Origin of the sequence: Mucilaginibacter gossypii (assembly GCF_900100945.1) — a bacterium.
Taxonomy (GTDB): domain Bacteria; phylum Bacteroidota; class Bacteroidia; order Sphingobacteriales; family Sphingobacteriaceae; genus Mucilaginibacter; species Mucilaginibacter gossypii.
The window spans coordinates 62471-75394 of record NZ_FNCG01000004.1; the positions used below are offsets into that span (position 1 = coordinate 62471).

The 12924-nt window shown below is 41.3% G+C and carries 9 protein-coding genes; 3 read left to right on the forward strand and 6 right to left on the reverse strand.

The annotated features are described in order from the left end of the window. Positions 1-6: 6 nt before the first annotated feature. On the reverse strand, positions 7-918 hold the full coding sequence (locus tag BLS28_RS09190; RefSeq protein ID WP_091165145.1) for a carbohydrate kinase family protein: 912 nt from the start codon (positions 916-918) through the stop codon (positions 7-9). A gap of 12 nt (positions 919-930) precedes the next feature. Then, on the reverse strand, positions 931-2256 hold the full coding sequence (locus BLS28_RS09195; RefSeq protein ID WP_091165151.1) for a sugar porter family MFS transporter: 1326 nt from the start codon (positions 2254-2256) through the stop codon (positions 931-933). Positions 2257-2612: 356 nt separating this feature from the next. On the opposite strand from BLS28_RS09195, the gene BLS28_RS09200 reads away from it, so the two are divergent. Beyond that, a complete protein-coding gene (locus tag BLS28_RS09200) occupies positions 2613-5399 on the forward strand; it encodes a hybrid sensor histidine kinase/response regulator transcription factor (protein ID WP_256337380.1) in 2787 nt (928 codons plus the stop codon). A 213-nt stretch (positions 5400-5612) separates the two neighbouring features. Further along, positions 5613-7622, forward strand: coding sequence for a PAS domain S-box protein (locus BLS28_RS09205; RefSeq protein ID WP_091165154.1), 2010 nt, complete (start codon positions 5613-5615; stop codon positions 7620-7622). 179 nt (positions 7623-7801) lie between these two features. Here BLS28_RS09205 and BLS28_RS09210 read toward each other — a convergent pair whose 3' ends face one another. From BLS28_RS09210 to BLS28_RS09225, 4 genes are all read right to left on the reverse strand, one after another. Next, positions 7802-8578: a CHAD domain-containing protein gene (locus BLS28_RS09210; protein ID WP_176844418.1), complete on the reverse strand. Its 777-nt coding sequence runs from the start codon at positions 8576-8578 to the stop codon at positions 7802-7804. A 165-nt stretch (positions 8579-8743) separates the two neighbouring features. Further along, positions 8744-9496 carry a DoxX family protein gene (locus BLS28_RS09215; protein ID WP_091165160.1) on the reverse strand — a complete coding sequence of 251 codons (753 nt, stop codon included), beginning with the start codon at positions 9494-9496 and terminating at the stop codon, positions 8744-8746. 168 nt (positions 9497-9664) lie between these two features. Next, positions 9665-10450, reverse strand: coding sequence for a hypothetical protein (locus tag BLS28_RS09220; RefSeq protein ID WP_091165163.1), 786 nt, complete (start codon positions 10448-10450; stop codon positions 9665-9667). Positions 10451-10943: 493 nt separating this feature from the next. Then, positions 10944-12509: a reverse transcriptase domain-containing protein gene (locus BLS28_RS09225; RefSeq protein WP_091165167.1), complete on the reverse strand. Its 1566-nt coding sequence runs from the start codon at positions 12507-12509 to the stop codon at positions 10944-10946. A gap of 134 nt (positions 12510-12643) precedes the next feature. On the opposite strand from BLS28_RS09225, the gene BLS28_RS30505 reads away from it, so the two are divergent. Then, complete coding sequence (locus tag BLS28_RS30505; protein ID WP_143020721.1) at positions 12644-12865, forward strand: hypothetical protein; 222 nt, start codon at positions 12644-12646, stop codon at positions 12863-12865. The last annotated feature ends 59 nt before the right edge of the window (positions 12866-12924 follow it).

Consider the following 12924-nt stretch of genomic DNA (forward strand, 5'->3'; position numbering starts at 1 on the left):
GGTTGGTTAAAACATCTTGTTTATAAAGTCTTGGTATTCTTTGATTTTATAATCCGGACAACCTCCTTTCTTCGTTGCAATGAAGCCGCCCATCGCTATTGCATTTTTTAATAAAATTTCTGGTGATTCGCCACGGTAATGGTTGGCTATGAATGCCGCTAAAAAGGAATCGCCGCTGCCTATGGTATCGCTTACTTTTACCTCGCGCCCGGCAATGTGATAAGCTTTTTCTTCTTTGTAATAGGAAGCGCCAAACTCGCCTTTGGTAACTATGATTTCGGGTATGTTAAAATGATCCTGGATAAATTTGATCTGTTCCGATTCTTTCCAGAACGAACCTCTGAACAGGCCCTGCACCATCTCAAGCTCGGCCTGGTTAAATTTTACGATGTTGGCTTTGTGCAGCAGATCGGCCAGCAGGTCACGGCTTATAAAGGGCGGCCTCAAATTAATGTCGAATACTTTGATAGCATCGCTTTCCAGCAGCTCAAACAAGGTATTACGCGATACGTTGTTCCTTGACGCAAGGCTGCCGAAAACGAAATAGGTTGACGGCCTGATCTGTGTTTTAATATGCTCGCTGTCATTAATAAAGTCCCAGGCTACAGGAAAAATAATCTCGTAGGATACCTCGTTGCCATTATTCATTTTGGCGATTACCTGGCTGGTTGGGTGTTCGGTGTCAGTTTGCAGCAGGTGCTTTTTTATGCCCCAGTTATCGAGCAGGTTTTCAAGCTTTTGGCCATCGGGATCATTACCAATTTTACTTACCAGGCTGGCGGGCATACCCAGTTTATTAAGGTGGTACGATACATTCAGCAATGCCCCGCCGGGCTGCGGGCCATCCGGCAAAACATCCCAAAGTATTTCGCCGTAGCAAATGGCCGGTGTTAAGGTATTTGTATGTAAGTTCATCATTGCAGATCCTGATTAATGCATTACCATATTAGTTTCAATTTGCTCCAGCGATCTGCCTTTTGTTTCGGGCATCAACCTCCACACAAAAATTAGCTGGCATATCATCATGGTGCCGAAAAAGGAAAATGTTATTGTTCCGCCAAGCTTTTCGGCGAAATATGGAAAGGAGAAAGCGATCAATGCCGCCATGATCCAATGGGTTGAGCTGCCCAGTGTCTGGCCTTTTGCACGTACCTGGTTTGGGAATATCTCCGAGATAAATACCCAGATAACTGCCCCCTGCGAAAACGCAAAGAATGCAATGAACAGCATCATATAAGCGGGAACGGCAAAGCCGCTCATGTTTCCTGAGTAAAAGGTATAGGCTACCAGGAACAGGGAAATGATTAAGCCAGCCGAGCCGATGAGCATCAGGATACGGCGCCCAACTTTATCTATCACATTAATAGCGATGAGCGTGAATACAAAGTTGATAGCCCCCAGGCCAACTGTTGACAGTAATGATGAATGAGCACCTAAACCTGCCATTTCAAATATGCGGGGTGCATAATAAATAATAGCATTGATACCCGAAACCTGGTTGAAAAAGGCGAACAGCACAGCTAATATTATAGGCGTTTTATATTGACCCGAGAAGAGGTTGCCGCCGGAAGCAGTATCATTTAAAGTTGAGTGTTTGATAGATGCCAGCTCCTGTTCACAGTTAAGCGGATTAATGATCCGTAAGATCCCGAGGGCCTTTTCCATTTCGCCCTTTTTAAGAATAAGCCAGCGCGGGCTTTCAGGTATAAAGTAGATCAGTATTAAAAACAGAGCCGAAGGGAAAGCCTGTACGCCAAGCATCCATCGCCATGAAGTTTCGCCAACCTGGCTGATAAGGTAGTTGGACAGATATGATATCAGAATGCCCAGCACCACATTAAACTGAAACAGGCCCACCAGCCTGCCCCGGCGGTCAGCAGGTGAAACTTCTGAAATATAGATAGGCGCGGTAACCGATGAGATACCAACACCAAGACCGCCCAGCAGTCTGAAAACCAGAAATGCATACCAGCTATCGGCCAGTGCAGTGCCCAATGATGATAGTAAATATGCCGCAGCTACAAAATAAAGCGTGTTTTTACGGCCAAACAGATCTGAAGGCCGGGCTCCTAACAATGACCCGATGACTGTTCCTATTAGTGCGATAGAAATCGTGAACCCATGCTCCACTACGGATAGGTGCCAGAATTGCTGGATAGATTTTTCAGCGCCCGATATTACAGCGGTATCAAACCCGAAAAGGAAGCCACCAAGGGCCACGACCATGGACCAGGCCAGGACGGAGTGTTTTCTCATAATAATTATAAAAGGTGTTATATTGGATTTATTGAGGCCAAAGTAGGGTAATGGGCCATGTGAGGGTTATTGATTTTGTATCAATAAAGTATAAAAATCAATCTTGTTTTATCTTATTGGTTTACAGTTAGATAAAATAAAAAATGCGAAATTTGAAATTGAAATATTCGTTTATGTTACCTGTTACTTTCAATTTGGTTACATCACTCCGGTTGTGAGGTAGGTTGCCCGGCCCTATAAATTTGTTTTTCAGGAACGTTTATAGATATCTTTACTTTGTTTAATCCTAAAAGGGAAAAAATAAACCAATAATTAACCCTGTTTTATTACCTTTTTCTTCCAAATAATCTGAGCTTATGACCTTGCTTAATAAGTGGCATGCAAAAAACATAAGGACCGGTATCCTACTGATCGGTTTTATGATGCTTATTGCTGCCGGTTGTAAGCGGGCTGATAAAACATCACAGTATACGATAGGGTTTTCGCAATGTATTGGTTCTGATCTCTGGCGTCGCACGATGCTTGATGAAATGAGGATGGAACTTTCATTACACCCTGACGCCCGGTTTATTTATGCCGATGCGGACGGTAACAGCAGCAAACAGGTTGAACAGGTGAAAAAAATGCTGGACGATGGCGTCGATCTGTTGATCATATCACCCAACGAAGCGCAGCCCCTCACCGGGATAGTGGAGCAAACGTACAATAAAGGTATCCCGGTAATTGTGATCGACCGTAAAACATCATCAGCTTTATATACAGCTTATGTTGGTGCGGATAATTACCAGATAGGTAAAATGGCGGGTGAATATGCAGGTGCCCTTTTAAAGGGAAGGGGGAACGTTGTAGAAGTTATGGGGCTGCCCGGCTCGTCTCCGGCTATTGAGAGGGACCGCGGCTTTTCCGACGGTTTAAGGAAATACACTGATATTAATATAACAGACAGGATATATGGTGATTGGTTAAAGGATAGCGCTAAAAAACAATTGACCAGGATAGCGCCTGTTATAAAAAATGCAGATGTAATATTTGCACATAACGACGTAATGGCCCTCGGGACCAGAGAGGTGCTTGACAAATTTAAAATTCATGGCACCAAAGTATTGGGAGTTGATGCCTTGCCCGGACATGGAGGTGGCCTGCAAATGGTTGCTTCAAAAACTATCAATGCCAGTATGCTATATCCTGCAGGGGGTAAAGAAGCAATTATGACCGCTTTCAGGATCCTGAACAAAGAGTCGTTCGCAAGGGAAAACCTGCTACAGTCGGTTGTTATTGACTCTGCCAATGTACAGTTAATGAAAATGCAATGGAGCAAGATCAGCAGTCAGCAGAAAGATATTGAACGGCAACGATCATTATTGACTGAGCAGCGTGAGGTGTACAACAGCCAGCAATTGGTTTTAAATGTAATTGTAATGTCGCTGGTGTTAGCTATTGTTTTTGGCGGTCTTGCATTTTACTGGCTCATGGAAAACCGGAAGATCAACAAAAGCCTGGAGGCAAAAAATAATGAAATTCTGCAACAGCGTAACCAGCTGATCGAGATGTCGGCAAAGGCTGAAGTAGCTACGGAGGCTAAATTGCAATTTTTCACTAATATTTCTCACGAATTCCGTACGCCGCTCACACTTATCCTCTCGCCGGTAGAAGATATGATGAGTAATGAAAAGCTAAACCTGGTTGCCGGGAAAAGCCTGAAACTGATCCATAAAAATGTATACCGTTTGCTGCGCCTGATTAACCAATTGATTGAGTACCGTAAAATAGAATACGATAAACAACAGATCAATGTATCACCCAATAATATTGTTGAATTTGCCCGGGAGATCATCACCAGCTTTCAGGAAAATGCCCAGAAGCGTAATATCAGCCTGAGCCTGGTAAGCGATGAGCAACAGATAATTGTTTGGTATGATGTTAACCTGTTAGATAAGGTGTTTTTTAATATCATAGCTAATGCGCTGAAGTTTACCAGCGACAATGGCCGTATCCAGGTGAGTTTCAAAAACAGAGATAATAACTCTGTTGATATCGCCATCCAGGATAACGGGATAGGTATGGAGCCGCAGGACACCACCCATGTATTTGAGCAGTTCTACCAGGCCGAAAACAGCTCTTCGGGAGGATCCGGATTAGGGCTTGCACTGTCAAAAGAAATCGTATCCCTGCATCATGGCAGTATCGAAGTTAAGAGTAAAAAATGGGAAGGAACTACTTTTACCATTAACCTGCTATTGGGAAATGGTCATTTTGACCAAACTGCCCAGGAGCACGTTAATGCAAAACAAACAGATCTTGAAGAGCGGGCAAAAATTTATGTTACAGACCTGGCTACACCTGTGTCAGTGGCCGATGAAGGGCAAATATTCGGCACGCCCAGGGAGCAATCCATATTGATCATCGAAGACAATAAAGACCTGCTGAGCTACCTGAGTGAAAAACTGGGAGCTACTTATGAGATATTTACAGCGGATAATGGCACAAGCGGATTAAATGAAACCTTTGAGCGTGTTCCGGACCTGATCATATCTGATGTGGTGCTGCCGGGGATGTCTGGCAAAACGTTAACAGTAAAACTAAAAACTGATGTACGTACCTCGCACATCCCTATTATTCTTTTAACGGCACAAGGCAGTGTTGAACAACAGATAGATGGGATTACTTGCATGGCCGATGCCTACATTGTTAAGCCATTTAATTTTGATTATTTACTCGCGACCGTGAAGAATTTGATCAAAAGCCGGGCAACACTTAAAGAACATTTTACCAGCGATGTAAGTAAATCAACTGTACCTGTATCAAAAGCCCTTGACAAAAAATTCCTGAATGATTTTGCGGGTATTGTAGAACAGAATTTAGCGAATGAAAACTTTAGCGTTGATGAAATATGTAAACTGATAGGTGTTTCAAGAATCCAGCTTTACCGAAAGGTTAAAGCGTTGCTTGGCTGCAGCATCTCTGATTACATATTAAACCGCCGGCTAAAAAAAGCGAAATATTTGTTAATGAATGAAGGGTATCCGATATCCGAAATAACCTATATGGTGGGTTTCTCTACGCCAAACTATTTCTCCACGGTTTTTAAAGCAAAATATGGCTGTACGCCAAGTGAATATAAACGCAAGCAACAGCATTCATAGGTTTTATTTTCTGATCATTAACGAAGGAATAAACGTTAGCTATTGTATAACAAGATAACGCCGCATACACAGTTATTAAAACCTTTTTTGCCAATCCCTGTTACTCCTGCATCGAAACGGCCTGTTGAGTTTTCAATGATTAGATAAGATGGATAACCACACATCTACATAAGACGGATATTTACAGACAGCGCAAAAAGAAGATAGCTTTTCATGAAGAATAACTTATTACCTGACCTCTTCACACTAACCGCCATTTTTGAAGGAATGGAAGATGCGGTATTGAGCCATGATCTTGACTATATTATTTTAAATTGCAATACGGCTGCTGAAAAAATGTTTAGATGCCCGGCCCCGGTGTTGTTAGGGCAGAACATCCTTGGCCTGATCCCCGAAAGCGTCCGTCAGGAACAACTGGCTATTCTTGAACGTGTATGGTCAGGTGAAAGAGTAAACCACTTATATACTGTCCGCAACGACAAACTACATGTCGATTTTCCGGTATCACTTACCATTTCCCCAATAAAAAATGAAGAGGGGGAGGTTATTGGAGCATCACACATTATGCGTGATGTGACTGACGAAAGAGAGACAGAAGAGAAACGGGGCATGCTGGCTGCAATTGTTGAAAATTCTGATGATGCCATTATTAGCAAAACCCTTAACGGGATCATCACTACCTGGAACGGTGGTGCCGAAAAGATTTTTGGTTACCAGGAAAGAGAGACTATCGGTAAACATATATCTATTCTCATTCCTCGTGACAGGCTGTCCGAAGAGGATATCATCATTAAAAACATCAGGAACGGTAATAAAGTTGATCATTTTCAAACAGTTAGGCTGCACAAAAATGGAAGCGCCATTGATATATCTCTTACAGTTTCACCGGTAAAGGACCGGCATGGAACCATTATTGGTGCATCAAAGATCGCCAGGGATATTACAGCCGCAAAAAAAGCCGAAACGGCTATCCGACACCAGGCGGAAAAATTGAAGATCCTGAATACTATAGGGAAAGCCATTTCGGAGAAACTTGATACCGAATCTATTCTGCAAAAAGTAACGGATGCCACTACACAAATTACCGGTGCCACTTTTGGCGTATTTTTTTATAATACCATCAATCAGGACGGCGAAGCCTATATGTTGTACTCTTTGTCGGGCGCACCAAAAGAGGCATTTGAAAATTTCGGAATGCCCCGGAATACGGCAGTTTTCCATCACACATTTAGCGTTGAAGGCGTACTAAGGGTAGATGATATAACGAAAGACCCCAGGTATGGACAAAATGCGCCGTATTTTGGAATGCCCGAGGGGCATCTGCCGGTAGTAAGCTACCTGGCCGTGCCGGTTATAAGCAGTTCAGGCAATGTTGTTGGTGGCTTATTCTTTGGTCACCCGGAAGCTGGGGTTTTCCTGCAGGAGCATGAAGACATCGTGGTTAGCCTGGCTTCCCAGGCGGCAGTGGCACTCGATAATTCCAGGCTGTTTACAGAAGTAAAAGAGCTGAGTCAGAAAAAAGATGAGTTTATCGCTTTGGCTTCCCATGAATTGCGAACCCCTCTCACTTCTATGAGCGGTTTTTTACAACTGCTGGAACGAAAGGTAATTGATGTACACCAGCCTTTTGTTGCAAAAGCAATAACCCAGTTAAAAAAGCTGAATGCCCTGATCAATGACTTGTTTGATATCTCAAAAATACAATCCGGAAAATTGCAGTTTTATTTTGAAGAATTTGATTTTGCGGAGCTTATCAAAGAAAACCTTGAAGCTATCCTGGAAGCATACACATCACATGAAATTTATTTCGAAGAAAGTGGAGAAATGATTTTAGAAGGGGATAAAATGAGGCTGGATCAGGTACTAACCAATTTGGTCACCAACGCGATCAAATATTCGCCGGAATCTGATAGAATTGAAGTATCAGCAAAAAGGTCAGAAACGGAAATTCAGGTATCTGTTAAAGATTACGGTATGGGCATCAATGAGGAAAATATCAGCCACATATTCAGCCAGTTTTATCGTGCAAAAGATGTAAACAGTAGCATTACTGGCCTGGGCTTGGGGTTATATATTACCAAAGAGATTATTGAACGGCATGGGGGCCGCATTTGGGTAGAAAGTGAGGCCCGGATGGGATCGACTTTTTTCTTCGTGTTACCGCTAAAAAAACGAAACAGCGTTAATAGCCACCTCCGAAAAAAAGAAGAAGAGAGGGTCTGAAGTTGTGCTTTTCCATCAATTAAGGCATCAGGCTTTGCACTCAATATATGCCAGCAGGCAAATGTTAACATACAACACCGATTTCTTAAGCCATTTGTATATGTCAACAGCCCGATTTTTATAGGTGTCCTATAATAGGGTAATTCGAATTTGTACTTTTTTACATCTTTACGCTATAGTTAAATTGCGGCCGGTGGACTTGCCTGTTCGCGGAAATTCCTGGTGAGTGTGGTGAGTTGTCTTTCAAGCACGGTGGCCTGCTTCTTTAGTCCTTTGAGTGTCTCTTTGCTGTTCCGGGTATCCGCCGTGGTTGAAAGAAGTGCGATGGCCAGTTCATTGTCATGCCAGTCGCCGATGGCTGCCTGCACCAGGTCAAGATAAGGTTCATTAAAAGTGAGGTCCAGTTCTGGGCCAGCGAGGGGGTAATTATAAAGAAGTACCTTCAGTTGTTTACGGCAGGTATGCAATTCCTCATTAAAACGGGGGCGGCTTAAGGCTGCAGCAATAATTTCCAGTCGTTGCCTGTAATATAGGGAGAGGTGATGTTTACTGATCGGCCTGATCTGCTTCAGCAGTTTGCGGCGTGTTTTTCGGAGCCAAGCCCGGTGCTGATCCTTATCGGTGTTAAATGCCCGGGTGGTGATTTTCATGATTTGCTCTTGCTCCCGGATAAAATCGGTGTTTTCACCAACTGCTTTGCCCAATTCCTGGTTTATATAGGCATTCCTGATTTCGCCGGCCTGCTTAAATATCTTACGAACAGGTTTGAAGCGTTTCTCCAGCGCAACATCCTTTGCCGCGCTGTCTCCCAAGATCAAAAGCGCCCGTAGTTTTTTTACCCCGGTGCGAAAACGATGCAAATCTTCCTGTTCGCCGTTTTCGACAAAAGAGCGGAGATGGCGTTTCATGGTTCGCCATGTCTTAATTATATACTTCTTTTCCGTCTTCTTTTTCATAGCCGGCGGCATAAAAAGGATGCCACATATTCAAAAATACGGCTAAAACGACAAATTTGGTGCTAAAAATCGATCTAATTAATCCAATATTATTACATACAAATCACCGGCCGTACAACAGCATGGGATGCTTGGTGAGGCAATGATAGAAATAACAATCATTGCTCACCTGCTATGTTTTGGATTGCCTGTGCCCGATGTCTGGATAGTTTTAACCGGAACTTTATCATATTGGGCCAGGCAACTGTCCAGTGGTTTACCCAGGTTGTGCACACAGTCGCAAAAAACCTTACAAGCCTCCGGTTTGGCATTTCCGGTACATCCATTATTGCATTCCATTAATGAATTGCCCGGACGGATATCATATATGAACTGGTTAATTACTATTACCGCGGCTATTGTTGCAAAAACGCCTCCAAAAAACATGAACGGAAACTTATTACTCTGCATTTCGGGTTGCGTTGTATCGCTGCTTTTTTGCTTGAATGGCAAAATGAATTTTAAACGGTCATAATCCCAACCCAGCAAATATAAGTTGGCAAGTACCATTAAGGTGGTGATGCGGGTGCCTTCAAACCTGACGGCGTATGCCAGTATGCAGATGTTCAGTATAATAGGAAAATAAATTAACGCCCCGAGGAGCCGAGTACGGGGAATCAATAACAGGATAGCGGCTGCAACCTGCAAAATGCCAATAAAAGTGTAATAATAACCTGTATGGTGCAACGCTTCTAAATAATGGCCCATTGGTTGGTTGGCCGATAAACCACTGGCGAACCGCTCACCCATAATTTTAACACTACCGGCAATAAAGAAACCGGCCGCCAGCATTATCCTGTTAAAAGTAGCAAAAAGCTGCACCCATTTATTTCCTTTTGCCAAAGAGTGCAATTGATCGAGTATGGTAGAAACGCGCATGATTACCTGTAATTTATGTTTATAAAAGTACTTTGAAATACAAAGTTACTGAAAATAGATTGATATTTGCAAGAAGCAAAAAATCCTCTTAGCGTTAACTTAGAGGATTTCTTTTTCTGTGGTACCAACAGCGATCGAACCAGTGACACAAGATTAAATAAAGAATTTTTATTTGACTCGCTTGTAGATTTCTACAGATTGGCCATTTGTAGCACTATTAATCACCTGGGTATATTGGTCATGACCATTCATCGTAACTTTAACAGTAAATTTGTTACCCTGAAGAAGCCGGTAATTTGATATTTGCTCTTCTTCCCTAAGCGTATCATTACTAAAAGTAAATACCCCGGTGCCAAACCCATTTTTAAAGATGGTTTTTTCCTTGTTTTGAGCGAGCCTGTGGACGAAAATAAAATGCCCTCCCCAAAATATTTTATACTGCGTTACATCAGTTGGGATTGTGTCTTTGCCTTTTATCGTGTAGGTTTTTTCCATTTTCCACAAGCCGTCAAGTACTGAGCTATCCGCCGGTGGGAGTTTTTTATAATCTTCCTTCAATGCATATTTTATACCTTTTACCGTGGCAAAGTCGGGAATCACTTGGCTATAACCATCAGGTTTTTTTGTAACCTCAAGATTATACGTTAGGGATGAGTCGAGCGCTCTGCTGGTGTAAATACTATGTTCTTTAAGTCGGTTAGCCGAGTCAAGTGTATAAGTGCCCACACCAAATCCAACAGATGAATCAGGAACTATACTGGCGTATAAATAATTATGATCTGTGTAGATTTTAATTTGCGTTCGTTTAATAACAGAGTCTTTGCCTCCTCGATCAAGCACTTGTTTTTCAAGTTCATATACACCCGAGAGGCCTGCCTCGGACGGCTTATCTTTTTTCTTACATCCAAAAATCAGGAAGCTAAATAAAGCTGCGAAAACTAAAATCTTATTCATAATGCTTAAGGTTTAATATGATATAAGGCTTTACTTCGTCTGGTAGCGGTTTTATTTGGCGGGCGACAACTTCTTGGTAAAAGAGCCAGGTAAAGACAAAATAATGCCTAAAATTTTATCACCATAAATAATGCAATTGGTTACATAAACTTACAAATAATATATATCATAAACAATTTGTTAGTGAATTATTAATATATTGTTAATGAGGTATTTAAATGGAAGTAAGGCTGTTTAATTAAATACAGTGCAAAGAGAAAGTCAATCAATATTTAGTTGGAGAGAAAAAGATGCCTTTAAACAGAAAGAAGGCCATTTTCTTATCGAAAAATGACCTTCTTTTTTTGCTGTGGTGCAGACTTTAGTTATAACACAACATTTCTTTTATGATTTAAAGAGATTGGCTAATTTGGACCTAAAATGAAATTGGTTCAAATTAGGCAAAATGCTATATAGTAATGCCTTTTTTTGAACAGAGAAAATCAATAAACATTTAAAATTTATAGCGTTGTGAATAAATCTTAGCGTACTTCTGAACCGCTTGTTTAAAAATGGTTCTATGCCTCCTTGTCTGTTTTACAATAGAATTAGTACCCATGATTTCGCTTGCTCGCTCTCCGTATTTAAAATAATTACTTCTAAATTCACCTTCATTCTTTTGAACCCTATAAACATAATCTCCAAATTGATTTGGAACAAGAGATTTAAAATTGCGCGTAATTGATTTTTTGTCAAGATCAATATTGGTGTATAATCTATAGAGCCTTCGATTGAAAAGAGCAGTATTGATCGTTTGATTGCCATAAGCTGATGCATATGCGCGCTTTGTTCGACTTTTCACAGCCAAAATCATCCGCCGATAGAACTTCGATAAGTTAGCAGATTTTATTAAAGTTTTATTTCCATAAAATTCAAACCCTAAATACGTCAAGGGACGGTTGTCAAAAAATCGCCCATTTTGCCACAGTTGTGAGGTTAATTTTGAAACGCCCCGAACATCTTTATTCGAAAAGAAATATTCCTCGTTTTTACCAGGGCTTACGTTCAATTCAATGTCCTCCAAAGTATTGTCGACCAATTCCATGATCGCTTTTTTATGTTCCTCGCTACACACTATAATGATATCGTCGGAATAACGTCGATAGAACCCCTGCCTTTTTACAACAACCTCGTCAAGCATAATTTTATCGAAGCTTAAAAGGTATAGGTTTGCCAATGTCGCACTTATCGGTAATCCCTGGGGAATGCCTACCATCTCACCCTGTTTGTTTCTAAAATTGTTTTTGTGAACCTTTAGTTTACCTTCTTTCAAAGTGTTCCGAAAATCGACTGGATCGTAAAAAAATGCCGATACGTTCGTTTTTCTTATTTCCGCAAGGTAACGTTCATCAAAACCAGCACGCCTATTAAAGTCATGTGATTTTAGACGGAGGTCATCGCGATAAATGAATGAAAATTTAGTTGCAGCTTTAAATACACTATAATGATCAGTAGGTAATGTTGTGTTGTCAAGCAACTTTGCCCAAGCATTTTTTAAAACGCGATGGTTCATGTTGCTAAAAAATTTTTCTATATCATATTTTAGTGCCCAGCACCCTTGCTCAGAGCGGCTTTCAATTTCTTTAAATACCTCGTGAGCAAAATCTATAGTGCCTTTGTTTTTACCTTTACGTACTGGATGCGCAATCTGGATGTAAGCAGTAACACAGTCTGTTAACCCCTCGGTTTTTTTCAACTCATCCAAATATTTTAACTGTAGCCTTTCGCCATAATAGCCAAAAATCATGGCATCTATATGTGTAGCGTAATGGAGTGGCCGTAGTTTATAAGTTTGCTCACCGTTATGTGAATGGGCTCTTGCCGTACCTGGCTTATCGAATTTATATCGCCTCACTTTGATATTAGTGTGTATCAAAGGAAAAAAAGCATGTTTTGCAACTGCTTCTTTATTTTTCACAAAACCCAAAATCTCTCCTCGCTTTTCACTTACATTAATTTGGTTTGTGAAATGCAGATAACCGCGATTGCGAAGCCATGTTGATTTACGTTTCGGTTTCATAAAAAAAGGGACTTCGGATTACGGCGTAGTTGATATCAGACCCGCATACACCCTTAGGCTGACCGTTACCCAATTTCTTGAGTCACGCCACTGTCTCGAATTATACAGTAAATAACCAAACAACAGTTAAAGTAATGAAAGCACTACCTAACATATTGAAGATAATTGCTATATTTGTTCATAGTCTAACCATAGCGTTGCCGATGATGAGTTACCTCACTAAAGGTTCGCCAGTAACCTATAATCAGCGGGAGATGATTATCACCTCTGCTTCCTACAAGGCCGGTAATGACAATGTACATCCATCATGCACTATTTCGCATGAAGTATCTTATGGTCAATTCCAAATGCAATAGATAAGGCCATTTCTTCCTCCGAAGTCCCTCCCAAAGATATTATATTTGAGTTTATTTTT

Bases quoted from the DNA above. Each gene is read 5' to 3' on its own strand.
- BLS28_RS09190 (WP_091165145.1), bottom strand. From the start codon at position 918: ATGATGAACTTACATACAAATACCTTAACACCGGCCATTTGCTACGGC.
- BLS28_RS09195 (WP_091165151.1), bottom strand. From the start codon at position 2,256: ATGAGAAAACACTCCGTCCTGGCCTGGTCCATGGTCGTGGCCCTTGGT.
- BLS28_RS09200 (WP_256337380.1), top strand. From the start codon at position 2,613: ATGACCTTGCTTAATAAGTGGCATGCAAAAAACATAAGGACCGGTATC.
- BLS28_RS09205 (WP_091165154.1), top strand. From the start codon at position 5,613: ATGAAGAATAACTTATTACCTGACCTCTTCACACTAACCGCCATTTTT.
- BLS28_RS09210 (WP_176844418.1), bottom strand. From the start codon at position 8,578: ATGAAAAAGAAGACGGAAAAGAAGTATATAATTAAGACATGGCGAACC.
- BLS28_RS09215 (WP_091165160.1), bottom strand. From the start codon at position 9,496: ATGCGCGTTTCTACCATACTCGATCAATTGCACTCTTTGGCAAAAGGA.
- BLS28_RS09220 (WP_091165163.1), bottom strand. From the start codon at position 10,450: ATGAATAAGATTTTAGTTTTCGCAGCTTTATTTAGCTTCCTGATTTTT.
- BLS28_RS09225 (WP_091165167.1), bottom strand. From the start codon at position 12,509: ATGAAACCGAAACGTAAATCAACATGGCTTCGCAATCGCGGTTATCTG.
- BLS28_RS30505 (WP_143020721.1), top strand. From the start codon at position 12,644: ATGAAAGCACTACCTAACATATTGAAGATAATTGCTATATTTGTTCAT.